The organism is Blastococcus sp. TML/C7B, assembly GCF_016612845.1.
Classification (GTDB): Bacteria; Actinomycetota; Actinomycetes; order Mycobacteriales; family Geodermatophilaceae; genus Blastococcus.
The window spans coordinates 535756-561715 of record NZ_JAEOAA010000002.1 but is presented as its reverse complement, the minus strand read 5'-3'; the positions used below and the strand labels follow the sequence as shown (position 1 = coordinate 561715).

Here is a 25960-nt window from a genome sequence, read left to right as displayed (position 1 = left end):
GCGGATGCCGGTCATCGGGTTCCACAACTCGCACGAGCAGGTCCACCCCGCACGGCTGCTGGAGGCGGTGCAGCACGCCGAGGAGGTGGGGTTCACCGCAGCCATGTGCTCCGACCACCTCACGCCCTGGAACCCCCGGCAGGGGGAGTCGGGGTTCGCCTGGTCGTGGCTGGGCGCGGCGATGGCGACGACGTCGCTGCCGTTCGGGGCGGTGAACGCCCCCCGGGCAGCGCTACCACCCGGTGATCGTCGCGCAGGCGATCGCGACGCTGGGCGCGATGTTCCCCGGCCGGTTCTGGGTGGCGCTGGGCAGCGGTGAGGCGATGAACGAGCACGTCACCGGCGATCCGTGGCCGCGCAAGGAGCTGCGCGACGCCCGGCTGCGCGAGTGCGTCGCCGTCATCCGGGCGCTGCTGGCCGGCGAGGAGGTCAGCCACGACGGGTCGGTCACCGTCGACCGGGCGCGGGTCTACACGCTCCCCGAGATCCAGCCCGCGCTCATCGCCCCGGCGGTCAGCGTGGCCACCGCCCGCAACGGCGCGGACTGGGCCGACGGGCTGGTGACCATCAACCAGCCGCACGACCACCTGCGCGAGATGATCGCCGCCTACCGGGACGCCGGCGGCCAGGGGAAGCTGATCATCCAGGTGCACGTCTCCTGGGACCCCGACCCGGACCGGGCGCTGGGCATCGCCCACGACCAGTGGCGCAGCAACGTCCTTCCCGCCTCCGCTGTGCTGGGACCTCGACAGCCCGGAGGCGTTCGAGCAGGCCAGCGCGCACGTCCGGCCGGAAGGGGTCACCGACTCGGTCCGGGTGTCGGCGGACCTGGGGCAGCACGCCGCCTGGCTGCAGGAGTACCTCGACCTGGGCTTCGACGAGATCTACCTGCACCACGTCGGCAAGGAGCAGCGGCCCTTCCTCGACGCCTTCGGCGAGAAGGTGCTCCCGCAGCTCGGCGTCACCGCCGCCGGCCCGGTCGCGGCGGTGCGGGCATGAGGATCACCGACACCAGCGACCTGTGGTGGAAGAACGCCGTCGTCTACTGCCTGGACGTCGAGACGTTCATGGACTGGAACGGCGACGGGATCGGCGACTTCGAGGGGCTGGCCCAGCGCATCGACCACCTCGCCGACCTCGGCGTCACCTGCCTGTGGCTGATGCCCTTCTACCCGACCGCCGAGCGCGACGACGGCTACGACATCACCGACTTCTACGGCGTCGACCCGCGGCTCGGCACCCACGGCGACCTCGTCGAGGTGATCCGGACGGCGAACGACCGCGGCATGCGGGTGATCGCCGACCTCGTCGTCAACCACACCTCGCGCAAGCACCCCTGGTTCCGGTCGGCGGAGTCCTCGAAGGACTCGCCGTACCGCGACTTCTACGTGTGGCGCTCCGACCCGCCGCCGGACACCTCCGACCAGGTCGTCTTCCCCGACCAGGAGGACAGCATCTGGACGCTGTCGGAGAAGACCGGCGAGTGGTACCTGCACAAGTTCTACAAGGAGCAGCCCGACCTGGACGTGACGAATCCGAAGGTGCGGGACGAGGTCGCGAAGATCATGGGCTTCTGGCTGCAGGTGGGCCTCGCGGGCTTCCGCGTCGACGCCGTCCCCTTCTTCCTGGAGACCGCGGGCGCCGACGAGGATGCGCTGCCCGACCCGCACTCCTACCTGCGCGACCTGCGCTCGGTGGTCGGCCGGCGTTCGGGCAGCGGGGTGCTGCTGGGCGAGGTGAACCTGCCCTACGAGGAGCAGCTGCAGTTCTTCGGCGGCACCGACGGCGACGAGCTGACCATGCAGTTCGACTTCCTCGGCATGCAGGCGCTGTACCTGGCGCTGGCCCGCGGCGACGCCGGCCCGATCGCCGCCGCGTTGCAGGCGCGGCCGGAGCTGCACCCCGACTCGCAGTGGGCCACCTTCGTGCGCAACCACGACGAGCTGACCCTGGACAAGCTGACCGACGACGAGCGCGCCGAGGTGTTCGCCGCGTTCGGTCCCGAGGAGTCGATGCAGGTGTACGGGCGGGGGCTGCGGCGCCGGCTCCCACCGATGCTGGACGGCGACCCGCGGCGGGTGCGCATGGTCTACAGCCTGCTGTTCTCGCTGCCCGGGACGCCGGTGCTGTTCTACGGCGAGGAGATCGGGATGGGGGAGGACCTCGACGCCGAGGGCCGGCTCGCCGTCCGCACGCCCATGCAGTGGACGGCGGGGCGCAACGGCGGCTTCTCGCCGGCCGCGCCGCGGAAGCTGCCCGGGCCGGTGGTCACCGGCGGCTTCTCGCCCGAGTACGTGAACGTCGCCGACCAGCGCAACGACCCGGACTCGCTGCTGTCGTTCATGAAGCTGCTGATCCGGCGGTACCGGGAGTCACCCGAGCTCGGCTGGGGCGGCTTCTCGGTGCTCGAGCACCCGTGCCCCGAGGTGCTGGCCCACCTCTGCAGCTGGGACGACGGCGCGCTGGTGGCGCTGCACAACCTGAGCCCCGAGCCGCGGACCGTGCCGCTGCGACTGGCGGACTGCGACTCCAGCCACCGCCTGGTCGACCTGCTGCAGCCCGGCCAGACCGGGGTGGGGGACGACGGGTCGGTGGAGCTGCAGCTGGACGGCTACGGCTACCGGTGGCTGCGGGTGGTCGCGCAGGACAGCCGCCGGCTGGTCTGAGCCGACCGGTCAGGTCAGCCGGCGGGCCATGAGGACGTCGTCGACGTAGCGACCGTCGAGCCAGAACTCCTCGCGCAGCACGCCCTCGACGACGAAGCCGGCCGACTCGTAGAGCGTCCGGGCCGCGGTGTTCCCGCCGAGGACGCGCAGGCCGAGCTTGCGGATGCCGCGCCGGGCGGCCTCCGCGGCGGCGGCTTCGAGCAGCTGCCGTGCGACGCCCTGCCGCCGCGCGGAGGGGGCGACCGCCAGGCCCTGGATGTGCAGCACGTGCTCGTTGGAGGCCAGCGGCGTGGGGCGGCCGAACTGGGTGTAGCCGACGACCGCGCCGTCGTCCTCCGCGACCAGGACGTCGTCCGGCGGGCGGCGCTCGAAGAAGTCGGCGGCGTCGTCCCGGAGCGGCGCGACGGCGTTCTCCGGGGACCAGGTCGCCCGGTCGAGTTCGACCAGGCGCGGGCCGTCGGCGGTCACGGCGGGCCGGATGCTGAGCACCTCCGCAGTCTGCCCCGACCTGCCCGGCGCGGCATCACTGTGCGTCACCGCTCCGCCGGGGCGTTCTCCCGGACCGGTGGGACGGCTGCGCCTAGCGTGGCGCGCGAGGTGATCAGTCATGAGTGAACGCAACGGAAGCACGCCCACCGGACCCGGCACGGCCGAGATCCCGGTGATCCGCCCACGGGGTGGCAAGGCCCCGAAGACCGGTGCGGCACCGACGACCGGCGCGGCCCCCGAGCCCCCGGCGACCGCCCCTGCGCCCGCCGTCGGCGCGACCGCCGCGGTGGGCGAACCGGCTGCGGAACCGGCGTCGCCCGAGGCGGCCGAGCCCGCGCCGGGTGCGCACCCGACCGCGCCGGTCACCGTGCGCCCGGCTCCGCGGATGCCGCGCCGCGGACCGCTGACGGTGATGGGCCCCTGGGCGCCGGTCGCCGGCGGGCTGCTCGGCCTGGTGCTGGGCGGGATCGTCGCCGCGGTGCTCGGCGGATCGGCGGAGAGCTACGACCAGCGCCTCTCGGTCGTGTTCGTGGTGCTCGGGCTCGGCATGCTCGGCACCGCGGGCACGCTGCTCGCCGACGAGGTGCGCATCGTGCGGCAGCAGGCCCGCGACGCCGTCGTCCGCCCGCAGTGGGTGGAGGCGACCGCCGGCCTGGTGAACGGCCTGACGCCGGCGCGGCTGCTGATGCTGGCCAGCGTCGTCGTCCTGGTCCTGGCCGCCTGGGTGGGGCAGGGCTGACCCGTCCCGAGCGTGCGCCCGCGGGGTCCCCCTGACCCCGGGACCCCGCGGCGCGCACACCCGGGCCTAGGAGTAGGCCTGGATGCCCAGGTGGACGGCGAGGCCGAGCCCGGCGACGGCGATGACCGTGCGCAGGACGCCCTGCGGCGCGCGCCGGACCACGCCGGGGCCGATCCGGCCGCCGGCGAGGAAGCCCAGCGCCAGGGGCAACGCCGCCGACCACGCGACGTCGGCGAGCACCACGAACCCGATCGCGGCGACGCCGTTGGCCACGCCGAGGACGACGTTCTTCATGGCGTTGCCGCGGGGGAGGCCCTCGCCGGTGCTCAGCAGGTACATCGCCAGGAGCAGCACGCCGGCGGCCGCCCCGAAGTAGCCGCCGTAGATGCAGACGGCGAAGGTGCCCAGCGGCAGCCACCGCGGATCGCGCGCGGGGTGCTGGGCGCCCTCGGCGGCCAGCTCGCGCGGCGGGCGCTGCACGAGGATCGCCGCGGAGGCGCCGGCGATCAGCCACGGGACGATCCGCTCGAACGCCTCGGTCGGGGTGAGCAGCAGCAGCGCCATGCCGGTGGCACCGCCGAGGACGGCGGCGACCAGCAGCGGCCGCAGCCGACGGCCCTGCCCGCGCAGCTCGGGGCGTGAGGCGCTGACCGAGCCGACCGCGTTGAGCACCAGGGCGACGGTGTTGGTGACGTTGGCGGTGACCGGGGGGATGCCGGTGGCCAGCAGCGCCGGGTAGCTGACCAGCGAGGCGAGGCCCGCGATGCTGCCGGTCAGGCCTGCGCCGATGCCGGCGAGCACGAGGAAGCCGAACTCCAGGGGCGTCATCGGTTCAGCAGCACTGCGATCGCGACCAGGCCGAGGGCGACGATCGCCGTCCGCAGCACCGGTTCGGGGAGCTTCCGGCCGTAGCGGGAGCTGACGTAGCCGCCGATCAGCGAGCCGACGGCCAGCAGCCCCGCCGCCGCCCAGTCCACCCGGTCGGTGGCGACGACGACGTACGCGCCGGCCGCGACGGTGTTGACCGCGAGGGTGAGCACGTTCTTCAGCGCGTTGAGCCGCTGGAGCGACTCGCGCAGGAGCAGGCCGAAGATGCCGATCTGCAGCACGCCCTGGCTGGCCGCGAAGTAGCCGCCGTAGGTGCCGGTCAGGTACGCGCCGCCGAACAGCGCGGCCGTGCGGCCGAGGCCGACGCGCTGCTCCTCCTCGCCCGCTGACCGCCGGCGCTTGAGGGCGCGCTGCACCAGCGGCTGGACGGCGACCAGGGTGACGGCGAGCCCGATGAGCACCGGGACGACCGCCTCGAACGTCGACGCCGGCAAGTGCAGCAGCAGGAAGGCACCGGTCAGCCCGCCGAGGACCGACGCGGGCAGCAGGGTGAGCAGCCGGCGGCGTTGACCGCGCAGCTCGCGCCGGTAGCCGAAGGCGCCCGAGGCGTTACCCGCGATGAGCCCTAGCGAGTTGCTGATCGTGGCCGGCACCGGCGGGATGCCGACGGCGAGCAGGACGGGGAAGGAGACCAGGGTGCCCGAACCGACGACGGCGTTGATCCCGCCGGCCGCCAGCCCCGCCGCCAGGACCGCGACCATCTCCCACCCGCTCATGCGTGCATCCCGGCGAGCCTGTCACGGGTGCGGGGGGCTCCGCTGCCGCCGGCCCGTTGATCACCTCACACCCACGGCGGTCCCGGGCGTCGCCGGCACCGCCTCGGACGCGTGGTGATCACCGGTGACGTTCCCGCGGGAACGTCGGGGGGCCGCGGGTGGCGAACCACCCTCCGTGGGGTGAGGCGGCCGCCTCGAACCTGAACCGAGCCGGTCCGGTACCGAAGACTCGTCTGGATGCACCCCATGCTGACTCCGACAGTGATGACCGCCCCGTCGGGCTGCCACGGGTGCGGCAGCCCTCTCGCGGTGAGCACGCGCTCGTGGCGTGTCAGCCGGTCCGGAGGCGCTCGGCACTGGCTGTGCCTCGCGTGCGGGCGTGGTCTCGCCGTCGGACGGGCAGGGGCATCGGCGGAGCGGGAGGCGATGCGCCGCATGCGATCGGAGCCGGTCGTCGCGCTCCCGCCCTACGCTCCGGCGCCGTACGCGGTGCCCCCGAACGCAGCACCAGCCCCCGGCGCCTGGCCGGATGCAGCACCCGACGCCGTGGGACCGAGCGGTAGGAAGCTCCGGTGGGGGCGGCTGTCGCTGGTCAGCCTGGTTGTCCTCGTGGTGGCCTCGACGCTCCATTCGGCCGGCCCCACCGGACAGGCTGCCTCCATCGCGATCGGCTTCCCCGCGGGGCTCCTCTCCTGGATCTCGGTGGCCGCCTGGCCGATCGCGGCAGTTCGCTCGCGCTGGACGCGCAGCGGTCCGAGCACGCGCTCCTGGCAGGGCGCGGTGCCCGCGCCGAGCCAGGTGCCGGTCGTGCCCCGGTCCCGGGCTGGGGGACACAGGCACCCGCGTGTGACGGGCGCCGAGGACGACTGGATCAAGGGCGCCCGAGGCGAGCACGCGGTCGGCGCGGCACTGGACGCCACCGGACTGCCGGTGCTGCACGACCGCCGGCTCCGGCCCGGCTCCCGGGCGAACATCGACCACCTCGTCGTCGCCGCCGACGCCGTCTACGTCGTCGACGCCAAGAACCTCAGCGGCTCGTTCTCCCTGGCCGGCGGCACCTTCCGCATCAGCGGCTGGAACCAGGACCGGCTCGTGGAGGGTGTGCGGCGCCAAGCGGGTGAGGTCGCGGCCGCGCTGCGTCAGCTCGGGATCGCCGTCCCGGTGCGGTCGGTGCTCTGCCTGACCGGCACAGCCCGGCCCACGCGGGTCCAGTTCGCCACGGAGGTGCTGCTCACGACGCCGGACACCGTCACCTGGGTGCTCGGCCGGACCGGACCCCTCACCGACTGCCGGGGCTCCGAGATGGCGGACCTGCTCGCGTGGGCCTTCCCGCCCGCAGCAGGAGCCACGCCGGTCGAGCCGTGACCGGCCCCGGGCGGTTCAGTCGCCGTCGGGATCCTCAGCCGGTGCACCGGTCGGGGACGGCATCGCGCCGTCCTCCCCGCACGGCGCGCTGCCGGAGCCGCCCCCGTGCGGTGCCGAGCCGGCGATGAGCCACAGGCCGTTCACCTCGTGGAATGTGTAATCGAGGGACCACTCCGTGCAGGTCTCGTCGGGGCGATCGCGCGGCCCGGCACCGGCCTCCTGCTCGCTGGTGAAGGTGAGCCAGACGACGACCTCGTCCGCCGAGCGCCGTGCCTCCTGGACGACGAAGCCGTGGTCCTGGCTGGTCAGCACCGCATCGCGGAAGCGTTCGAAGCTGTCGTCCTGCGCCGTGCGCTGGGCGAAGGCGGTCGTGAAGTCCCCGTTGTTGATGGCCCGGAAGTAGACCTCCAGGGTGGAGGCCACGTGCCCAGCGGTCGCGGCATCGAGTGCGGCTTCGGGCACCGTGGCACCACCGGGGCCCGCGGCGTCGGGGCACTCGACGGGTGGGACCGGCTGCGGCGTGTCGAGCCATGCATCGACCCGGTCCTGCGCCAGGCGACCCGACACGGCCCAGTTGCCGCCTTCCCGGCCGTTCGTCGGCCCTGCGTCGTGCAGCCCGATGACGTCGCCCTCTGTGTTGATGACCGGGCCGCCGCTGCTTCCCCCGGTGCTGGCGGCGTCGTGCTCGATGAGGCTGTGCCGGGCGATCCCCTCGATGACGGCCTTGCGGTCCAGGCCGTTGACCGTTCCCTGCGTGACCGTGAGCGGTGCGCCCTCGGGGAAGCCGAGCACGGCGATCCGGTCGGTGACCCGAGGCGGCTCGGAGGCGATCTCGAAGAAGTGCCCCTCCAGGGGGGCCACCGTCTCCACGAGAGCCACGTCCGCGGCCTGGTCGATTCCGGCCACGTGAGCAGCGGTCGCGGTCGTGCCCTGGACGACACGCAGGACCTCGCCCCCGTCGACGACGTGCGCGACGGTGAGCACGTGGTGCGGAGCCACCACGAAGCCCGACCCGATCCCACCGCCGTCACACGTGGCCACCTCGAAGCGGACCACGCCGGAGATCACCTCCTGGACCACGTCCTCGAAGGCGGCGGTGGTGGTGGCTGCGGTCGGGGTCTCGGGTGACGGTGCTGCCGCGGTCGTCGTCGCCGGCGCGGCCGTGGTCGACGCGGGGGACGACGAGCCGGTCGACGGTGCCGAGCTGGACTCCGGAGTCGCGGACAACCCGGCCTGGGGCCCGCACCCGGTGACGAGCATGACGCCGGCAAGCAGCAGACCCCCCAGCAACGGCAGACGGCGTCTCCCGGGTGCCGCCTGTGCCGCTCCGGGCAGGTGCACGTGGCCGGGAAAACCGCCTCATCGACGCAGGATCCGCCCGCCGTACGGGCGCGACAAGGGCTTCCGCCCCGGCGGCCGAGCCGACCCACGGCACCCGGGACGACGACGATCGCGAGCGGCGGGTCAGTCGTTGCAGCGGCTGATGAGGATGTGCGCGGGGTCGCCGGCCTGGCCGACGACGGACAGGTCGCCCCCGCCGGCGGCCCATGAAGAGACGCTCGGCTGCTCGGCGTCCCCGACCAGCCCCTCAGTGGTGAAGGCACGCATCGCGTCGATCTGCTCGGCGTACCCACGCATGACCGGGAGCAGGTCGCCGGTGACCCGCAGCACCGCGACCCAGCCGCCGGTCGCGCAGGTGGCGGGGAACGGGTCGAAGACCAGCTCGCTGCCTGCGACGATGCGGAGCTGGTCGTCCTCGTACACCGCGAGGTCCTCGGGAGCGACGTCGTCGTCCGTGACCTCGGCGACCGGGCCGTCCTCGACGGGCGGGCGGGAGACCGGCTCGCCGGAGTAGCTGCCGCCCGAGATCTCCAGGTACCCGCCGCCGTCCGCCTCGGCGAGGCCGCGCAGGCTCATGGACCAGTAGGGCGGTCCGTTCCTCTCGCTGATGCTGGAGCCGTACGCCGAGCACTCGACGGCGAACGCCGTGTCCTCGGTGACGGAGCTGTTCCACAGCTCGGGGTCGTCGTTGCACCACTCGCCGTCCGGCCACCACGCGGGCGGCGCCACCGGAAAGCCGAGCTCCTCGGCCTGCCGCGCGTAGGCCGCGAAGACCTCCGGCAGGTCGTCGTCCACCCGGAGGAAGGCGTGCAGCCCCTCGTCGAAGGTGGGGAACACCGCCCCGACCAGACCAGAGCCCGGCTCGATCTCGAAGCCGACGGCGAGCGGTCCGCTCGTCCGCACGATCTCCTCGGGCTCGCCGGTGCACCCGGCGAGGACGAGCACGCACGTGGCGGCAGCGACCGACCGCCTCACCCGGCGTCGCCGGCGGCGGGTGCCGCAGCCGCCGCGCGGCGCCGCCGGAGCGGGACGAGCACCGCGGCCGCGATCACCGCGGCGAGCACCAGCCACGGCAGCAGGACGCCGAGGGCGATGACCGCCGCACCGCCCGCGGAGACCAGCGCGTTCCACCCGGTGCCCAGCCCGTCGACGAAGCCGTCCGGACCGCCGGGCGGGGCGACGCCGGGCTGCTGCAGGTGCAGGCGCAGCGTGGACAGCTCCACCTGGTCGGCGAGGAACGCGCGCTGCGACTGCAACGACTCCAGCTGCTCCTGCCGCCCGGAGAGCGCACCCTCGGCGGCGAGCAGCGCCTCGGTCGAGGGCGCCTCGTCCAGCAGGGCCTGCAGCCGGGCGACCGAGGTCTGCAGCGCCGAGATCCGTGCGTCCAGGTCGACGACGTCACCGGTCACGTCCGAGCGGGACACCGACACGCTGGCCACCTCGCCGAGGTCCTCGAGATCGGCGAGGACGTCCGTCAGCGCATCCGAGGGAACCCGCACGACGAGGTCGGCGGACGAGCCCTCGTCGTCCCCGGTCGCGGCGTACTCGGTGCGCTCGTCGACCCGCCCGCCGGCGGACTCGACCCGCTCGCTCAGCTCCTGAGCGGCGCCGGCGGGATCGTCGACGACGAGCGACGCGTCGGCGTTGGTGATCACCTGACGCTCGGCATCGCCGCCGACCGGGTCGGCGGCCTCGTCGGCGACGGCCCCTGCGCCTCCGCCGTCCGCGCTGCTGCTCGACCCGTTCCCGGACGAGCCGGAGCAACCGCCGACCAGAACCAGGGCCAGGGTCACGGCTGCGCTGCCGAGGAGGCGCCTCATGCCGGGACCGTAGGGCGCCATCACCTCTCGGACCAGCGTCGATGCCCGATCGTGACGCGGCGGACCGGCGGCCGCTCTGCACCCGTCGTCAGTCGGGGGAAGCCCTGGCCGCTGCTTTTCTCATGAACGGCGCGGCGCGGGACACCTGCACCTGCCGGCGGCCCTCAGTCCTTGCGGCCGGCGTCGACGAGCCGGATGACCGCGTGGCCCTCCTCGTCGGAGGCCTCCAGGTCGACCTCGACGTCGAAGCCCCAGTCGTGGTCTTCCTCGGGGTCGTCGAGGATCTGCCGCACCCGCCAGACGCCGGGCTCGGTTTTGTCCCAGATCAGCATCGCCGGGCCGCGGGCGTCGCCACCGGTGCGCACCTCGGGGTGCTCCTCGAAGTACGCGCGGACGACGGTCTCCCACCGGTCGGCGTCCCAGCCCGAGCCGCGGTCCAGCTCGCCCAGGTCGTACCAGCGGCGCAGCGCGAACAGCTCCACCCGGCGGAACAGCGCGTTGCGCACCATCGCGGTGAACGCGCGCTCGTTGCCGGTGAGCGGCCGCGGCCGCGCGGGGACGGCGACCTCGGCGATCGGGCCGTCGTCCTCGGGGTTGGTCAGCGACTCCCACTCGTCCAGCAGCGAGGAGTCCACCTGGCGCACCAGCTCGCCCAGCCACTCGACCAGGTCGGTCACGCCCTCGGTGCGCGCGTCCGCGGGCACCCCCGACCGCAGTGCCTTGAACGCGTCGGAGAGGTAGCGCAGCACCGCGCCCTCGGACCGGGTCAGCCCGTAGGTGTTCACGAGCTCCCGGAAGGTGAAGGCCCGCTCCCACATCTCGCGGACGATCGACTTCGGCGACAGGTGCGCGTCCCGCGCCCACGGGTTGGTGCGGACGTACACCTCGAACGCCGCGTCCAGCAGCTCCTGCAGCGGCTTCGGGTAGGTGACCTCCTCGAGCAGCTCCATCCGCTCGTCGTACTCGATGCCCTCGGCCTTCATCTGCGCCACGGCCTCGCCCTTGGCCTTGTTCAGCTGCGCCGCGAGGATCTGCCGCGGGTCGTCCAGCGTGGCCTCGATGACGCTGACGACGTCGAGCACGTAGGTGTCGCTCTCGGGGTCCAGCAGGTCGATCGCGGCCAGCGCGAACGTCGACAGCGGCTGGTTGAGCGCGAAGTCCGGCGGCAGGTCCAGCGTCAGGTCGTAGCGGCGGCCGTCCGGCTCGGGCTCGGGCAGCCGCTCCAGGACGCCGGCCTGCAGCAGCGAGCGCGCGATGCCGATCGCCTCGCGGATCAGCCTCAGCTGCTTCTTCCGCGGCTCGTGGTTGTCGGTGAGCAGCCGGCGCATCGCGGCGAACGGGTCACCGGGGCGGTCGACGACGTCGAGGACCATCGCCGTGGACACCCGCATGTTGCTGGTCAGCTTCTCCGGCTCGCCCTCGACCAGCCGGTTCATCGTCGCCTCGCTCCACGGCACCATGCCGTCGGGCACCTTCTTGCGGACCAGCTTGCGGCGCTTCTTCGGGTCGTCGGCGACCTTGGCGAACTGCTTGAGGTTCTCCACCTCGTGCTCGGGCGCCTGGACGACGACGGTGCCGGCGGTGTCGTACCCGGCCCGCCCGGCGCGGCCGGCGATCTGGTGGAACTCGCGCACCTGCAGCAGGCGCATGCGGACGCCGTCGTACTTCGACAGCGCCGAGAAGACGACGGTGCGGATCGGCACGTTGATGCCGACGCCGAGGGTGTCGGTGCCGCAGATGACCTTGAGCAGCCCGGCCTGCGCCAGCTGCTCGACCAGCCGCCGGTACTTGGGCAGCATCCCGGCGTGGTGGACGCCGATCCCGTGCCGGACCAGCCGCGACAGCGTCGTCCCGAAGGAGGAGGTGAAGCGGAAGCCGCCGATCATGTCGGCGATCGCCGCCTTCTCCTCCTTGCTGCACACGTTGACGCTCATCAGGGCCTGCGCCCGCTCCAGCGCCGAGGCCTGGGTGAAGTGGACGACGTAGATGGGCGCCTGCTTGGTGTCCAGCAGCTCCTGGATCGTCTCGTGCATCGGCGTCGTCGCGTAGTAGTGGTGCAGCGGCACCGGGCGCTCGGCGTTGGCGACCAGCGCGGTGGGCCGGCCGGTGCGGCGGGTGAGGTCCTCGCGCAGCGTCGTGACGTCGCCGAGCGTGGCGCTCATCAGCAGGAACTGCGCCTTCGTCAGCTCCAGCAGCGGCACCTGCCAGGCCCAGCCGCGGTCGGGGTCGCCGTAGTAGTGGAACTCGTCCATGACGACCAGCGCGTCGCCGACGCCGTCGCCGCCCTCGCGCAGCGCCACGTTGGCCAGGATCTCCGCGGTGCAGGCGATGATCGGCGCGCCCGGGTTGACCGAGGCGTCGCCGGTCAGCATGCCGACGTTGGCGGCGCCGAACACCCCGCACAGGGCGAAGAACTTCTCGCTGACCAGTGCCTTGATCGGCGCGGTGTAGTAGCTGCGCCGACCCGCCGCCAGCGCCGCGTACTGCGCGCCGGTGGCCACCAGCGACTTGCCCGACCCGGTCGGCGTCGCGAGGACCACGTTCGCCCCGCTGACCAGCTCGATGAGCGCCTCCTCCTGCGCCGGGTACAGCGTCGTGCCCCCGGCCTCGGCCCAGGCGGCGAAGTCGGCGAACAGCTCGTCCGGGTCGCCGCCCCTGGCGCGCAGCGCGGAGAGGTCGGCGGGGTCGTCGAGCAGGGGAGGAGCGGTGGTCGTGGTCATCAGGGGGATCAGCGTGCCCGACGCCCCGGACGTTCCCGCGACCCCGTGCCCGCCCGAGCGCGTCGCACGGGTTCCGCGGCCGCCCCCGCGGGTAGCGCGCGGAGGCCTGACCCGGTGAGCACGTCCCCCCACGCACCCGAGGAGAGCCATGTCGTCGCCCCGCCCCGAGTCCCAGCCCGCCCAGCAGCAGACGCCGCCCGGCACGCTCGGGGAGATGGACCCGAAGCCCGACCACGGCGAGGAGACCTACCGCGGCTCGGGCCGGCTGGCCGGCAAGAAGGCGGTCATCACCGGCGGCGACAGCGGCATCGGCCGGGCCGTCGCGATCGCCTTCGCCCGCGAGGGTGCCGACGTCCTCATCTCCTACCTGTCCGAGCACGAGGACGCGCAGGACACCGCCCGCTACGTCGAGCAGGCCGGGCAGAAGTGCGTGCTGGTGCCCGGCGACCTCGCCGACCGTGCGCACGCCAAAGACGATCATCCCCAAGGCGGTCGAGGAGTTCGGCCGGGTCGACGTCCTGGTCAACAACGCCGCGTTCCAGATGAGCCACGACTCGCTCGACGAGATCAGCGACGCCGAGTGGGACCACACCGTCGCGACCAACCTCTCGGCGATGTTCACCCTGACCAAAGACGTGCTGCCGCACATGGGGCCGGGCGGGTCGATCATCAACTCGTCGTCGGTGAACAGCGACAACCCCAGCCCGAACCTGATCGCCTACGCGATGACCAAGGCCGGCATCGCCAACTTCACCGCCTCCCTGGCGCAGATGCTGGCCGAGAAGGGCATCCGCGCGAACAGCGTGGCGCCCGGCCCGATCTGGACGCCGCTGATCCCGGCGACCATGCCCGAGGACAAGGTGGAGAGCTTCGGCCAGCAGGTGCCGATGGGCCGCCCGGGCCAGCCCGCCGAGCTCGCGCCGGTGTACGTGCTGCTGGCCAGCGACGAGTCCTCCTACGTCTCCGGGGCGCGCATCGCCGTCACCGGCGGCAAGCCGATCCTCTGATGGTCTTCATCTGGAGCAGTGGCTGGGGTCCCCGCCGCCGGCGCCCCCGTCGCGGGTACGGCCCGGCCGGCTACGGCCGGGGCTACGGCTACGGGCCGCCGCCGGGCTACGGCTACGGCCAGGGCTATGGCTACGGCCCGGGCTACGGACGGCGGAACGATTCGTGTCTGCGCGACCTGCTCTTCCTCAACACCGGCTGCTGCCTGGCCAACGCGATCGGGTGCGGCGGCGACGCCTTCCTGGTGGCGCCGGCGACCGCCCGCGCGGTCCGCAGGTCCGACGCCGGGGAGCGGGGCAGCCGGATCGCGGAGCGCATGGTGGCCGCCGTCCGCGTGTACCAGCGCGAGGTCAGCCCGACGAAGCCGCCGTGCTGCCGCTTCGAGCCCACCTGCTCCGCGTACGCGGTGGAGGCGCTGGAGCGGCACGGCGCGGCGAGGGGTGCGTGGCTGACGTGCGCCGGCTGGCTCCGCTGCCGCCCCGGTGGGTCCCGCGGCGCCGACCCGGTGCCCGCCTGACCGGTCCCGGTCCGTGCCGGGCGCCCCTCGGCCAGACTGTCGGCCATGCCCGCCGTCGACGACGCCGCCGGTGACCTGCCGGTCACCGCGTCCCTCGTCGTGCCCGCGGGCGCGCTGGCGTGGCGGTTCTCCCGCTCGTCGGGGCCCGGCGGGCAGGGCGTCAACACGGCGGACTCCCGCGTCGAGCTCTCCGTCGCACCGCTCGAGCTGCCCGGCCTCACCGATCCGCAGCGCGCCCGGCTGGCGCAGCGGCTGGGCGGCCGGCTGGTCGACGGCGTCCTGACCGTCGCGGCCAGCGAGCACCGCCAGCAGCTGCGCAACCGGCAGGCCGCCCGCGAGCGGCTGGCCGCGGTGCTGCGCGCCGCCCTGGCCCCACCGCCACCGTCCCGGCGCCGGACCAAGCCCACCCGCGGCTCGCAGGAGCGCCGGATCGAGGCGAAGAAGCAGCGCGGCCGGCTGAAGAAGCAGCGCGGCGGCTGGGACTAGCTCAACCGCTGCTGCAGGTGCACCGTCACCTCCTCGCCCGCGCGGCTCTTGCCGATCGCGGTGCAGATCGCCGCGCGCAGCGGCAGCCAGTGCGGGCCGGTGCCCGAGGGCATGAGGGTGGCGGCGAAGGCGTGCCCGTCGGCGGTCCCGGTCACCTTCACCGCGCGGCGGGTGCCCAGGAGCTCGGCGGAACCGGGGACCACGAGGTAGGTGGCGAAGGCGCCGTCCTTCTGGATCGGGGAGGTGAACGTGTGATCGAGGTGCTGCGCGGACGTCATGCCCGGTCCGACCGCGCGTGCGCCGACAACTCATCGCTCCGGCGCCGCAGGAAGGCGCGTTCACGCTCGTTGCCCGCCAGCTCCAGCGCCGCCCGGTACTGCTCCAGCGCCTCGGAGGTGCGGCCCAGCCGGCGCAGCAGGTCGGCCCGCACGGCGGGCAGCAGGTGGGAGCGGGGCAGGTCCAGCCCGTCGAGCTGCGCCAGCCCGGCGGCCGGCCCGTCGACCTCGGCGACGGCGACCGCCCGGTTCAGCGCGACCACCGGGCTCGGTGCCAGCGCGAGCAGGTGGTCGTACAGCGCGAGCACCTGCCGCCAGTCGGTGGCCGCCGCCGTGCGGGCATCCGCGTGGACGGCGGCGATGGCCGCCTGGAGCTGGTAGGGCCCGGGCCGGCCGCGGCGCAGGCACGCGCGCACCAGGTCCTGCCCCTCGGCGACCTGCGCGCGGTCCCACCGCGACCGGTCCTGGTCGGCGAGCAGCACCAGCTCGCCGTCGGCCGACGTCCGGGCGGGGCGGCGGGCCTCGGTGAGCAGCATCAGCGCCAGCAGGCCCAGCACCTCCGGTTCGTCGGGCATCAGCTCGGCGAGCACCCGGCCCAGCCGGACCGCCTCGGCGCACAGGTCGCCACGCACCAGCTGCGGACCCGACGTCGCCGCGTACCCCTCGGTGAAGACCAGGTAGACGACGGCGAGCACCGCGGGGAGCCGGTCGGGCAGCTCGGCCTCGGTCGGCACCCGGTAGGGGATGCGCGCGGCGCGGATCTTGGCCTTGGCCCGGACCAGCCGCTGCGCCATCGTCGGCTCGGGCACGAGGAAGGCCGCCGCGACCTCGGCGGTGGTCAGGCCGCCGAGCAGCCGCAGGGTCAGCGCCACCTGCGCCGGCCGGGCCAGCGCGGGGTGGCAGCAGGTGAACAGCAGCCGCAGCCGGTCGTCGGGCACGGCGTCCTCCTCGACCGGGTCGGGTTCCGCGCGCAGCAGCTCTGCCTGCACGTGCTTCCCGGGGCGCAGCGACTCGCGGCGCACCCGGTCGATGGCCCGGTTGCGGGCGGTGGTGACGATCCAGCCCGGCGGGCTCGGCGGGATCCCGTCGGCCGGCCAGCGGGAGAGGGCGGTCAGGAACGCGTCCTGGACCGCCTCCTCGGCGGCGTCGATGTCGCCGAGGAGGCGGACGAGGACGGCGACGGCGCGGCCGTAGCTCTCGCGGAAGACCTGCTCGACGCGGGCGGTGGCCTCGTCGTCCATCCCGTCAGAAAGCCTGCGACACCGGCCGGACCTCCACCGGCAGGCCGAGCACGCCGGCCAGCTTCCCGGCCCAGGCGAGCGCCTCGTCGAGGTCGGCGGCGGAGATCATCGTGAAGCCGCCGACGAACTCGGCGCCCTCTGCGTAGGGCCCGTCGGTGATCAGGACACCGTCCCCGTCGGCGCGGACGACGGTCGTGGCCTCCGGCTGGTGCAGGGCGGCGGCGAACACCCAGACCCCGGCGGTCCGCATCTCCTCGTTGAGCGCGTCGAGGTCGCGCATGACGGGCTCGAGGTCCTCCGGCGGCGGGACGACGCCGACGGGCTGGATGATGTTGAGCAGGTACTGCGGCATCTCTGCCTCCTCGGAGGAGCGCCGGCCCGGTGCCGGCTGCTCACCTCCTGTACGAACCGATCCTGCCCGGATCGACACCGCGCGGGGGCGTTCTCAGCCGCGGGCGAGGACCTCGCCGAGCACCCGCGCGCCCTCGGGGAAGCGGTCCGGCTGGGGCCCGGCGAAGCTGAGCCGGACGAACGGGGCGGTCGGCTCGGCCGGGAACCACTCGGAGCCCGGCGCGAGGACGACGCCGGCGGCCTCGCACTCGGCCAGCACCCGGGGCAGGTCCGTGCCGTCGGGCAGCCGCCCCCACAGGTGCAGCCCACCGGCGGGGACCTGCTCGACGACGACCTGCGGCGCGTGCTCGGCCAGGCTGCTCAGCAGCAGGTCGCGGCGCGCCCGCAGCTGGGTGCGCAGGCCGCGCAGGTGCCGCTCCCAGCCGGGCTGGGTGACGACGTCGAGGACGGCGGCCTGGAGCAGCCCGCTCACGTACATCGACTCCGCCGCCCGGTCGGCGAGCAGCCGGTCGCGGGCCGCGCCGCGGGCGACGACGGCGGCCACCCGGAGGGCGGGGGAGACGCTCTTGGTGAGCGACCGCAGGTAGACGACGTGCCCTCGACCCGTCGGCGGCGGCCAGCGGAGCGGGCGCGGTGGTGATGCCGAAGTCGTGCGCCCAGTCGTCCTCGAGCAGGAAGGCGCCGTGCGCGCGGACGATGTCGAGCACCCGCCGCGCGCGCTCCGGCGACCACTGCGCGCCGGTGGGGTTGGCGTAGCTGGGCTGGGCGTAGAACAGCCGGGCGCCGGACTCGGCGAAGGCGCGGTCGACCTCCTCCGGATCGGGCCCCTCGCCGCCGCTGGGCACCGGCACGATCCGGACGCCGGCGCGGGTGGCGGCCTGGATCGCGCCCCAGTAGGTGGGCGACTCCAGCAGCACGGGCTGCCCGGCGCCGGCCAGTGCCCGGAACGCCGCGCTCAGCCCGCTCTGGCTGCCCGGCAGCACGATCACGTCCCGCGGCGTGGGCGGGGGCACGTCGGCCGGGGTGACCGCGCGCAGCTCGCCGGCGAACCACGACTGCAGCTCGGGGAGGCCCGCGGCCGGCGGGCGGGAGAGCGCGGCCTCGCTGCGGGCCGCGCGGACCAGCGCCGACCGCACCAGCCGCTCGGGCAGCAGCTCGTGGTCCGGGAAGCCGGAGTGGAAGGCGATGACGTCGTTCGGCGTGCTGCGCAGCGCGGCCGGCATGCCGGGCGCCGGTGCCGCGGGGGAGCGCAGCGCCGCGGTCTGCCAGCCGTAGTCGGCGGGCCGGGCCGCGCGGACGGCGCGCACGAAGGTGCCGACGCCGGGCCGGGTCTCGATGAGGCCCTGGCCGGCCAGGGCGCGCAGCGCCTTCTGCACGGTGACCGGGCCGGCCCCGTGCCGGGCGGCCAGCTCCCGGGTGGGCGGCAGCTGCGCGCCCGGCGGCGCGCCGGCGATCCACGCCCGGAGCGCGCCGATGATCCGCGCTCCGCTATCGTCAGCCATGACGGCACACGATAGCGCTACCGCCCAGATCAACCGACCGCTATCGGCGCCCGCGCGGGCGGCGAACGTCGGCCTCGCCTGGGGGCTGCTGGGCGTGCTGGCCTTCTCCTTCACGGTGCCCTTCACCCGCGTCGCCGTCGACGGGCTCTCCCCGCTGTTCATCGGTGCCGGGCGGGCGGTCGTCGCCGCCGCGCTGGCCGCGACCGCGCTCGCGGTCACCCGCCAGCGGAGGCCCCGCGGCAGCCAGTGGTGGCGGCTCGCCGTCGTCGCCGGGGGCGTCGTCACCGGCTTTCCGCTGCTCACCTCGTTCGCGCTGCAGACCACGCCCGCCGGGCACGGCGCCGTCGTCATCGCGCTGCTGCCCGCCGCCACCGCCGTCGTCGCCGTGCTGCGCACCGGCGAGCGGCCGCCGACCGCGTTCTGGACGGCGACCGCCGCGGGCGCGCTGGTCGCCGTCGGGTTCGCGTCGGCCTCCTCGGGCAGCCTCGGCTCGCTGCACTGGGCCGACCTGCTGCTGTTCGGCGCCGTCCTCGCCGCGGCCGCCGGGTACGCCGAGGGCGGCCTGCTGGCCCGCGAGCTCGGCGCCTGGCAGACCATCTCGTGGGCGCTGGTGCTCGGCGCTCCGCTCACCGGCGCGCTGACCCTGGTGTCGGTGGCGCAGCGCCCCCCGGACGGCACCCCGGTCCAGTGGGCGGCGTTCGCTTACCTCGCCTGCATCAGCATGTTCCTGGGCTTCTTCGCCTGGTACCGCGGGCTGGCGATCGGCCCCATGGCACGGGTCAGCCAGATGCAGCTGGTCCAGCCGGTGCTGACGCTCGTCTGGGCCGGGCTGCTGCTGGGAGAGCGGCTCACCGCGGGCACGTTGCTGGGCGGGCTCGCCGTCGTCGCGTGCGCGGGGCTCGCCGTCCGGGTGCGGTCCGCCCCGGGGTGAGCGCGGGTCAGGCCGGGGGCAGCGGGCGGCGCTCCAGCACCCACACGGGCAGCTCGTCGTCCGCGGTGCGCAGCTCGGCCACCTGCTCGAAGCCGAACCCGCGCAGGAAGCGCACGTTGGCCCAGGAGAACACCGCGGCGGCCGCCGTCGTCTGCTCGGCGTCGCAGCGCACGACCACCGGCGCGAGGACGGCCGCCGCGAGCCCCTGGCGGCGGGCCGAGGGTCGCACCCCGAGGTGCGCCAGCCACCAGTGCGGCACCGAGGGCCGGGCGGCGTCGACCAGCGCGTCGGTCTCGGCCACGATCCGGGCGCGAGCGCCGCGGATGTGCGGCAGCTCGGAGCGCAGCGCGGCGGCGACGTCGGCCGGCAGCGGCGCGGTGCCCGCCGGCGGCTGCCAGGCGGCGACGGCGTCCACGTCGTCGGTGACCCAGGTGCTGCCGGTGGCCACCCCGCGGTGCCCGGCGTCCAGCTCGTGCAGGCGGGTGAGCCGCTGCATGCGGCCGTCGTCGGGCAGCGCCCAGCGGGTCCAGCGCGAGTCGGCCAGGGCCACGGTCAGCGTGGCGGCGATCCGGGGGACGTCGCGGTTCTCGGCCGGCCGGACGTCGGGGCCTTCCTCCTCCGGGTCGTCGATCCGCTGGATGGTGGGGCGGCGTCCGGTCACGCCTCCCATTCGACCACCCGGGCACCGCACAACGCCCCGGCGGCGGGTGTGAGAAAGCCGGAACGCGACCTTGACGCCGGCGGTCCCGCCTCGAAACGACCGGGTCGCAGGCTCCTCCCGTGCCCGCAGCCGTCGCCCCCGAGTCCGCCGCCCGGAGTGCCGGCGGCGTCCGGACGACGGACACGCACTGCCCCTACTGCTCGCTGCAGTGCGGCATGGCGGTCACGGCCGGGGACCGCCCGGCCACCCTCGTGCCGCTGGACTTCCCCACCAACCGCGGCGGGCTGTGCTCGAAGGGCTGGTCGTCGGCCGAGCTGCTCGACCACCCCGAGCGGCTGCTCCGGCCGCTGGTCCGCGCGGTGCCCGGCGACCGGACCAGCCCGCTGGTCGAGAGCACCTGGGACGACGCCCTGGGCCGGCTGGTCGACGCCATCCACCGCACCCAGCGCACGCACGGCCGCGACGCAGTGGGCTGCTTCGGCGGCGGCTCGCTGACCAACGAGCAGGCCTACCAGTTCGGCAAGTTCGCCCGGGTCGCGCTGCGGACCAGCGCCATCGACTACAACGGCCGCTTCTGCATGAGCTCCGCCGCGGGCGCGGCCAACCGGGCGTTCGGCCTCGACCGCGGCATGCCGTTCCCGCTGTCCGACGTCGCCGAGGCCGACGTCGTCGTCCTGGTCGGCGCCAACCCCGCCGACACCATGCCGCCGGCGATGCAGTGGTTCGACGCCGGACGGGAGCGCGGCGCGCAGCACGTCGTCGTCGACCCCCGGCGCACCGCGACCGCGCGGCACGCCGCCCTGCACCTGCAGCCGCTGCCGGGCACCGACCTCGCCCTGGCCAACGGGCTTCTGAACATCGCGATCGCCGAGGGGCTGGTCGACGAGGCGTACGTCGCCGGGCGGACCACCGGCTTCGACGACGTGCGCGCCGGGGTCGCGGCGTACTGGCCCGACCGCGTCGAGCGGATCACCGGCGTGCCCGTCGAGCAGCAGCGCCGCACCGTGCACGCCCTCGCCCGGGCGGAGAAGGCGATCGTGCTGACCGCCCGCGGGGCCGAGCAGCACCGCAGCGGCACCGACACCGCGCAGGCGTGGATCAACCTGGCGCTCGCCCTCGGGCTGCCGGGCCGGCCGGGCAGCGGCTGGGGCACGATCACCGGCCAGGGCAACGGCCAGGGCGGTCGCGAGCACGGGCAGAAGGCCGACCAGCTGCCCGGCTACCGCTCGCTGGCGGACCCCGCCGCCCGCGCGCACGTCGCCGCCGTCTGGGGCGTCGACCCGGACGACCTGCCGCAGCCCGGGCGCAGCGCCTTCGAGCTGCTCGACGCGCTCGGCACCGACGGCGGAGTGCGCACCCTGCTGGTGCTCGCGTCCAACGTCGCGGTGAGCGCGCCGGACGCGCGCCGGGTGATGAGCCGGCTGCGCGACCTGGACTTCCTCGCCGTCAGCGACTTCTTCCTCTCCGAGACCGCCGAGCTCGCCGACGTCGTCCTCCCCAGCGCCCATGTGGGCGGAGGAGGAGGGCACGATGACCAACCTCGAGGGCCGGGTCATCCGCCGTCGCCGCGCGCTCGACCCGCCGGCCGGTGTCCCCGACGACCTGCAGCTCCTGGCCACCCTCGCCGAGCGGCTCGGCGTCGGCGGCTTCAGCGGCGACCCGCGGACGGTGTTCGAGGAGCTCCGCCGCGCCAGCGCCGGCGGCGCGGCCGACTACGCCGGCATCAGCTACGCCCGGATCGACGCGGAGGACGGCGTCTTCTGGCCGTGCCCCGCTGCCGAGGACGGCGCGCCGGACCACCCGGGCACCCCGCGGCTGTTCACCGAGCGGTTCGCCACCCCCGACGGCCGCGCCCGGTTCCTGCGGGTCGAGCACGTCGACGCCCACGAGCCGACCGACGCCGAGTACCCCTACGTGCTCACCACCGGCCGGGTGCTCGCGCAGTACCAGTCGGGCACGCAGACCCGCCGGACCCGCAGCCTCCAGCTGATCGCCCCCACACCGCGCGCCGAGCTGCACCCCGACCTGGCCCGGCGGCTCGGCATCGCGCAGGACGACGTCGTCGAGCTGGCCACCCGCCGCGGCCGGGCGCGCTTCCACGCCGCGGTCACCGACGCGATCCGTCCCGACGTCGTCTTCGCGCCCTTCCACTGGGGCGGCGGCTCCAGCGCGAACGCGCTCACCGACCCGGCGCTCGACCCGACGTCGCGGATGCCAGCCTTCAAGGTCTGCGCCGTCGCCGTCACCCGCGTCGGCGGGCCGGAGGAGCGGATCGCCCCGCCCGCCCCCGCGACCCAGCCGCAGCCCCGCGCCGCCGCACCCGCCGTGCCCGCCCGACCCCGGCCTCCGGCCAGGAGCAGAAGGAGCCCGTCCATGAAGAGCACGCCCCGCTTCCTGCAAGGCGTCTACCCGATCACCGGGGAGGGGCTGACCAAGCCCGGCCCGGTGGACGCCGCCCTGCGCTACACCGTGCCGTCCGGGTGCTCGGCGCAGGCGCTGTACTTCCGCGGGGGCAACTCCACCGGCGAGCTGGTCTACGTGCTGCTGCTGCGCGACGGCGAGCCGGTGCGCTGGTTCCCGATCGGGGCGCGCGGCGACACGCACGTGCCGCTGCGGGTGGTCGAGGACCTGCCCGGCGGCTCGGTCGTCGAGCTGCACGCCGCGGCGCCCGAGGGCGTCACCGGTGAGCTCGTGCTCGACCTCGGGCTGGTGGAGGTCTAGTGGCCGGGATGGGTGGGGGAGACCAGCGTGTGCTCGGTGGGCGCCCGGAGGGCGTGACCTCGCTGCACGTGGACGACGAGCTCGACACGCGCAGCCGGATCGTCGTCGTCGGCAACGGCATGGCCGGTGCGCGGTTCGTCGAGGAGGTGCTCGACCGCGGCGGGGACGAGCAGTTCTGCCTCACCGTGTTCGGCGACGAGCCGCACGGCAACTACAACCGGATCATGCTCAGCCCGGTGCTGGCGGGGGAGTCCGATGAGGACGAGATCGTCCTCAACAGCCACGACTGGTACGCCGACAACGGGGTCATCCTGCGGGCCGGCGTCCGGGTCGAGCGGATCGACACCGCGGCGAAGCAGGTGCACGCCGACGACGGCTCGGTCACCCCCTACGACCACCTGGTGCTGGCCACCGGCAGCTACTCGTGGGTCCCGCCGATGGCCGGGGTGCGCCGGGACGACGGCTCGCTGCTGCCCGGCGTGCACGGCTTCCGCACCATCGACGAGACCCGCGCGATGCTCGAGGCCACCGGCCGGTGCCGGCGCGCGGTGGTCATGGGCGGCGGGCTGCTCGGGCTGGAGGCGGCCCGCGCCCTGCAGGGGCACGGGCTCCAGGTGGAGCTGGTGCACGCGATGCCGTGGCTGATGAACGCGCAGCTCTCCCGCGAGGCGGGGGCCATCCTGGAGAAGAGCGTCGAGCAGCTCGGCATCACGGTGCACCTCGACGTCCTCGCGACCGAGGTGCTCGGCGACGAGCACGTGGAGGGCGTCGTCCTCAAGGACGGCCGGCGGCTGGACTGCGACCTGCTCGTCGTCGCCGCCGGCGTGCGCCCGCACACCGACGTCGCCGTCCGGTCGGGGCTGGAGGTGGAGCGGGCGATCGTCGTGGACGACCAGCTGCGCACCGACGACCCCGACGTGTACGCCATCGGCGAGTGCGCGCAGCACCGCGGCTCGGTCTACGGCCTGGTCGCGCCGGCCTGGGAGCACGCGAAGGTGCTCGCCGACGTCCTCACCGGCACCGACCCGGACGCCGAGTACCACGGCAGCCGCACCGCGACGAAGCTGAAGGTGGCCGGCGTCGACGTCGCCGTCATGGGGGTGAGCACCCCCGAGCGGGACGACGACGAGTTCCTGGTGATCTCCGAGCCGAAGCGCGGCGTGCACCTGTCGGTGGTCATCCGCGACGACAAGCTGGTCGGGGCGACGCTGCTCGGCGACACCCGCAAGGTCGCCTTCCTGACCCAGGCCTTCGACCGCGGCGCCCCGCTGCCCGAGGAGCGGATCCGGCTGCTCGTCGACCTCTCCGACGGCGCGGAGGAGGTCGGCGTCGCGGAGATGCCGGCCGGGTCGCAGGTCTGCAACTGCAACGGCGTCTCCAAGGGCGACATCTGCGGGGCGGTCGCCGACGGCTGCGGCAGCGTCGGTGCGGTCATGGACCGCACCCGTGCGGGGAAGGGCTGTGGGTCCTGCAAGTCCCTGGTGAAGCAGATCGTCGAGTGGGCCGCCGACGGCGACGTCGCCGAGGACCCCGCCGCCTCCTGGTACGTGCCGGGCATCCCGCTGGCCAAGCCCGCTCTGATGGCGGCGATCCGCGAGCAGGACCTGCGCAGCGTCTCCGCCGTCTTCGCCGCGCTGGCGCCCGGCGGCACGGAGGACGCCCGCTCCAAGATGGGCCTCACCTCGCTGCTCAAGCTGATCTGGGGTGCGGACTTCGTGCCGCAGAAGGACGGCGAGTTCATCAACGACCGCGTGCACGCCAACATCCAGCGTGACGGCACGTTCTCCGTCGTCCCGCAGATGAAGGGCGGGGTGACCACGCCGGCCCAGCTGCGCCGCATCGCCGACGTCGCCGAGAAGTACGAGGTGCCGATGGTGAAGGTGACCGGTGGCCAGCGGATCGACCTGCTCGGCGTCCGCAAGGAGGACCTGCCGGCGATGTGGTCCGACCTCGGCATGCCCAGCGGCTACGCCTACGGCAAGAGCATGCGCACGGTGAAGACCTGCGTCGGCTCGGACTTCTGCCGGTTCGGCCTGGACGACTCCACCCAGCTCGGCATCGACCTGGAGACCCGCTTCCAGGGCATCGAATCACCGGCCAAGATCAAGATGGCCGTCGTCGGGTGCCCGCGGAACTGCGCGGAGGCCTACGTGAAGGACGTCGGGGTCGTCGCCGTCGGCGCCGGGCGCTGGGAGATCTACGTCGGGGGCGCCGCGGGCGCGACCGTGCGCAAGGGCGACCTGCTGGCCACCGTCTCCTCCGGGCAGGAGGTCATGACGCTGACCGGCCGGTTCCTGCAGTACTACCGGGAGAACGCCAACTGGCTCGAGCGCACCTACGACTTCGTGCCCAGGGTCGGGCTGGAGGCGATCCGCGAGGTGCTGGACGACGAGGCGGCGTGCGCCGAGCTCGACGCCGGCATCCAGCGCTCGATCGACGCCTACACCGACCCGTGGGGCCAGGACGCCGCCGAACCCGCGACGCCGGGCCAGTTCCGGCCGGCCCTGCCGCTGGTCGCGCTGCCGCAGGTGCCGGTCCGATGAGCCTCACCGACGAGCTGACCACCGCCGCCGCGGAGCGCACGCCCACCGAGCACGTCGTCGGCCGGCTGGACGACATCCCCATGGGGGAGGGGCGGGCCTTCGTCGTCGCCGGGGTGCAGGTGGCGGTGTTCCGGCTGCGCGACGGCTCGCTGCACGCCACCCAGGCGGCCTGCCCGCACGCCGGCGGGCCGCTGGCCGACGGGCAGACCGACGTCGACGTGCTGGTCTGCCCGCTGCACCTGTACGCCTACCGGTGGTCCGACGGCGGCTCGTCCGGCCCCGCCGGTCCGCTGCGGCTCTACCCGGTCCGAGCCGTCGACGGCGACCTCCTCGTCACCGCCTGACCCTGGCGCGGGACTTCCGGTACCGGAAGTGCCGTCAGGCGGGGCGGGCGCGGACGTGCATCCGCTCACCCTGCGGGCCGAACAGCACCAGCCCCTCGGCGGGCTCGGGGAACGGGTTGGAGAAGGTGTGCGGCACCCGGGTGTCGAACTCGACCACCTCCCCGGCGGTGAGCACGAAGTCCCGCGGCCCGAGCAGTAGCCGGATCCGGCCGGAGAGCACGTAGAGCCACTCGTAGCCCTCGTGCGTCTTCTGGTCGGTCTCGCCCACCCGCCAGCGCGCCGGCAGCAGCATCTTGTGCGCCTGCAACCCGCCGGCCTGGCGGGTGAGCGGCACCATCGTCATGCCGTCCTCCCGCTCGATCGGCCGGCCGTGCACGCGGGGGTCGGCCGGCGCCGGCGAGTCGACCAGGTCGTCCAGCGCCACGCCGTACACCCGGGCCAGCGGGAGCAGCAGCTCCAGGGTGGGACGACGGCCACCGGCCTCGAGCCGGGACAGCGTGCTCACGGAGATGCCGGTGGCGGTGGCGATCTCGCCGAGGGTCGAGCCGTGCTCGGTGCGCAGCGCCCGCAGCCGGGGGCCCACGGTCTGCAGGACGTCGTCGTCGGTCACGGGAAGAGTTTGCCACAACAGCAACGATG

At 74.5% G+C, this 25960-nt stretch carries 24 protein-coding genes and 3 pseudogenes; 13 read left to right on the top strand and 14 right to left on the bottom strand.

Annotated elements, in window-relative coordinates:
* Positions 1 to 4 precede the first annotated feature (4 nt).
* Positions 5 to 319, top strand: coding sequence for an LLM class flavin-dependent oxidoreductase (locus JKP76_RS22665; RefSeq protein WP_255522691.1), 315 nt, complete (start codon positions 5 to 7; stop codon positions 317 to 319).
* On the top strand, positions 243 to 2666 hold the full coding sequence (locus JKP76_RS15580) for an LLM class flavin-dependent oxidoreductase (RefSeq protein WP_309233010.1): 2424 nt from the start codon (positions 243 to 245) through the stop codon (positions 2664 to 2666). Before JKP76_RS22665 ends, JKP76_RS15580 begins: the two co-directional genes overlap by 77 nt.
* A gap of 9 nt (positions 2667 to 2675) precedes the next feature.
* On the opposite strand, the gene JKP76_RS15575 is transcribed toward JKP76_RS15580, so the two are convergent.
* Positions 2676 to 3155, bottom strand: a complete 480-nt coding sequence (locus JKP76_RS15575) for a GNAT family N-acetyltransferase (RefSeq protein ID WP_200491821.1) — start codon at positions 3153 to 3155, stop codon at positions 2676 to 2678.
* Between the two features lie 118 nt (positions 3156 to 3273).
* On the opposite strand from JKP76_RS15575, the gene JKP76_RS15570 reads away from it, so the two are divergent.
* Positions 3274 to 3894 (top strand): hypothetical protein, encoded by a 621-nt coding sequence (locus tag JKP76_RS15570; RefSeq protein WP_200491820.1) that lies wholly within the window; start codon positions 3274 to 3276, stop codon positions 3892 to 3894.
* A 66-nt stretch (positions 3895 to 3960) separates the two neighbouring features.
* On the opposite strand, the gene JKP76_RS15565 is transcribed toward JKP76_RS15570, so the two are convergent.
* Together JKP76_RS15565 and JKP76_RS15560 are read right to left on the bottom strand one after the other, a co-directional pair.
* On the bottom strand, positions 3961 to 4722 hold the full coding sequence (locus JKP76_RS15565) for a sulfite exporter TauE/SafE family protein (protein ID WP_200491819.1): 762 nt from the start codon (positions 4720 to 4722) through the stop codon (positions 3961 to 3963).
* Entirely contained in the window at positions 4719 to 5498 is a 780-nt protein-coding gene (locus JKP76_RS15560) for a sulfite exporter TauE/SafE family protein (RefSeq protein WP_200491818.1), read from the bottom strand. The genes JKP76_RS15565 and JKP76_RS15560 overlap by 4 nt, the downstream gene beginning before the upstream one ends.
* An 846-nt stretch (positions 5499 to 6344) precedes the next feature.
* Here JKP76_RS15560 and JKP76_RS23575 point away from each other — a divergent pair.
* Entirely contained in the window at positions 6345 to 6863 is a 519-nt protein-coding gene (locus tag JKP76_RS23575) for a nuclease-related domain-containing protein (protein WP_200491817.1), read from the top strand.
* A gap of 15 nt (positions 6864 to 6878) precedes the next feature.
* Here the strand turns inward: JKP76_RS23575 and JKP76_RS15550 are convergent, their stop codons facing one another.
* From JKP76_RS15550 to JKP76_RS15535, 4 genes are all read right to left on the bottom strand, one after another.
* Positions 6879 to 8153, bottom strand: a complete 1275-nt coding sequence (locus JKP76_RS15550) for a S1C family serine protease (protein WP_200491816.1) — start codon at positions 8151 to 8153, stop codon at positions 6879 to 6881.
* Between the two features lie 174 nt (positions 8154 to 8327).
* Positions 8328 to 9149 (bottom strand): hypothetical protein, encoded by an 822-nt coding sequence (locus tag JKP76_RS15545; protein ID WP_200491815.1) that lies wholly within the window; start codon positions 9147 to 9149, stop codon positions 8328 to 8330.
* Positions 9150 to 9175: 26 nt separating this feature from the next.
* The gene (locus JKP76_RS15540; RefSeq protein WP_200491814.1) at positions 9176 to 10024 is read right to left on the bottom strand and encodes a DUF4349 domain-containing protein; all 849 of its coding nucleotides are present in this window, start codon (positions 10022 to 10024) and stop codon (positions 9176 to 9178) included.
* A 164-nt stretch (positions 10025 to 10188) separates the two neighbouring features.
* The gene (locus tag JKP76_RS15535; RefSeq protein ID WP_200491813.1) at positions 10189 to 12744 is read right to left on the bottom strand and encodes an RNA helicase; all 2556 of its coding nucleotides are present in this window, start codon (positions 12742 to 12744) and stop codon (positions 10189 to 10191) included.
* Positions 12745 to 12892: 148 nt separating this feature from the next.
* Between JKP76_RS15535 and JKP76_RS22660 the strand changes: the two are divergent.
* The 4 genes and pseudogenes from JKP76_RS22660 to arfB all read left to right on the top strand — a co-directional run.
* Positions 12893 to 13156, top strand: a pseudogene (locus JKP76_RS22660) (SDR family NAD(P)-dependent oxidoreductase); the annotation flags it as partial.
* Between the two features lie 46 nt (positions 13157 to 13202).
* Positions 13203 to 13751: an SDR family oxidoreductase gene (locus JKP76_RS22655; protein WP_309233009.1), complete on the top strand. Its 549-nt coding sequence runs from the start codon at positions 13203 to 13205 to the stop codon at positions 13749 to 13751.
* On the top strand, positions 13751 to 14266 hold the full coding sequence (gene yidD, locus JKP76_RS15525; RefSeq protein WP_200491812.1) for a membrane protein insertion efficiency factor YidD: 516 nt from the start codon (positions 13751 to 13753) through the stop codon (positions 14264 to 14266). Before JKP76_RS22655 ends, yidD begins: the two co-directional genes overlap by 1 nt.
* Positions 14267 to 14311: 45 nt before the next feature.
* Entirely contained in the window at positions 14312 to 14752 is a 441-nt protein-coding gene (gene arfB / locus JKP76_RS15520) for an alternative ribosome rescue aminoacyl-tRNA hydrolase ArfB (RefSeq protein ID WP_200491811.1), read from the top strand.
* On the opposite strand, the gene JKP76_RS15515 is transcribed toward arfB, so the two are convergent.
* The 5 genes and pseudogenes from JKP76_RS15515 to JKP76_RS24175 all read right to left on the bottom strand — a co-directional run.
* On the bottom strand, positions 14749 to 15030 hold the full coding sequence (locus JKP76_RS15515) for a DUF1905 domain-containing protein (RefSeq protein WP_200491810.1): 282 nt from the start codon (positions 15028 to 15030) through the stop codon (positions 14749 to 14751). The two genes, arfB and JKP76_RS15515, sit on opposite strands and share 4 nt — an antisense overlap.
* Entirely contained in the window at positions 15027 to 16268 is a 1242-nt protein-coding gene (locus JKP76_RS15510) for an RNA polymerase sigma factor (RefSeq protein WP_200491809.1), read from the bottom strand. The genes JKP76_RS15515 and JKP76_RS15510 overlap by 4 nt, the downstream gene beginning before the upstream one ends.
* 4 nt (positions 16269 to 16272) lie before the next feature.
* The gene (locus tag JKP76_RS15505) at positions 16273 to 16620 is read right to left on the bottom strand and encodes a YciI family protein (protein ID WP_200491808.1); all 348 of its coding nucleotides are present in this window, start codon (positions 16618 to 16620) and stop codon (positions 16273 to 16275) included.
* 93 nt (positions 16621 to 16713) lie between these two features.
* Positions 16714 to 17163, bottom strand: a complete 450-nt coding sequence (locus tag JKP76_RS21355) for a hypothetical protein (RefSeq protein WP_242471970.1) — start codon at positions 17161 to 17163, stop codon at positions 16714 to 16716.
* Positions 17164 to 17338: 175 nt separating this feature from the next.
* Positions 17339 to 18121 (bottom strand): annotated as a pseudogene (locus tag JKP76_RS24175) (aminotransferase class I/II-fold pyridoxal phosphate-dependent enzyme); the annotation flags it as partial.
* On the opposite strand from JKP76_RS24175, the gene JKP76_RS15495 reads away from it, so the two are divergent.
* On the top strand, positions 18120 to 19052 hold the full coding sequence (locus JKP76_RS15495) for a DMT family transporter (RefSeq protein ID WP_200491807.1): 933 nt from the start codon (positions 18120 to 18122) through the stop codon (positions 19050 to 19052). The pseudogene JKP76_RS24175 and the gene JKP76_RS15495 sit on opposite strands and share 2 nt — an antisense overlap.
* A gap of 7 nt (positions 19053 to 19059) precedes the next feature.
* On the opposite strand, the gene JKP76_RS15490 is transcribed toward JKP76_RS15495, so the two are convergent.
* On the bottom strand, positions 19060 to 19713 hold the full coding sequence (locus JKP76_RS15490; RefSeq protein WP_309229654.1) for a GNAT family N-acetyltransferase: 654 nt from the start codon (positions 19711 to 19713) through the stop codon (positions 19060 to 19062).
* A 215-nt stretch (positions 19714 to 19928) separates the two neighbouring features.
* On the opposite strand from JKP76_RS15490, the pseudogene JKP76_RS21345 reads away from it, so the two are divergent.
* The 4 genes and pseudogenes from JKP76_RS21345 to JKP76_RS15475 form a co-directional block, all read left to right on the top strand.
* A pseudogene (locus tag JKP76_RS21345) lies at positions 19929 to 21161 on the top strand (molybdopterin oxidoreductase family protein); the annotation flags it as partial.
* 82 nt (positions 21162 to 21243) lie between these two features.
* Positions 21244 to 22434 (top strand): molybdopterin oxidoreductase family protein, encoded by a 1191-nt coding sequence (locus tag JKP76_RS21340; RefSeq protein WP_242471968.1) that lies wholly within the window; start codon positions 21244 to 21246, stop codon positions 22432 to 22434.
* Positions 22435 to 22487: 53 nt separating this feature from the next.
* Positions 22488 to 24977 carry a nitrite reductase large subunit NirB gene (gene nirB / locus JKP76_RS15480; protein ID WP_309229656.1) on the top strand — a complete coding sequence of 830 codons (2490 nt, stop codon included), beginning with the start codon at positions 22488 to 22490 and terminating at the stop codon, positions 24975 to 24977.
* Positions 24974 to 25321: a Rieske (2Fe-2S) protein gene (locus JKP76_RS15475; protein WP_200491805.1), complete on the top strand. Its 348-nt coding sequence runs from the start codon at positions 24974 to 24976 to the stop codon at positions 25319 to 25321. Before nirB ends, JKP76_RS15475 begins: the two co-directional genes overlap by 4 nt.
* Positions 25322 to 25355: 34 nt before the next feature.
* Here the strand turns inward: JKP76_RS15475 and JKP76_RS15470 are convergent, their stop codons facing one another.
* A complete protein-coding gene (locus JKP76_RS15470; protein WP_309233008.1) occupies positions 25356 to 25931 on the bottom strand; it encodes an XRE family transcriptional regulator in 576 nt (191 codons plus the stop codon).
* Positions 25932 to 25960 lie beyond the last annotated feature (29 nt).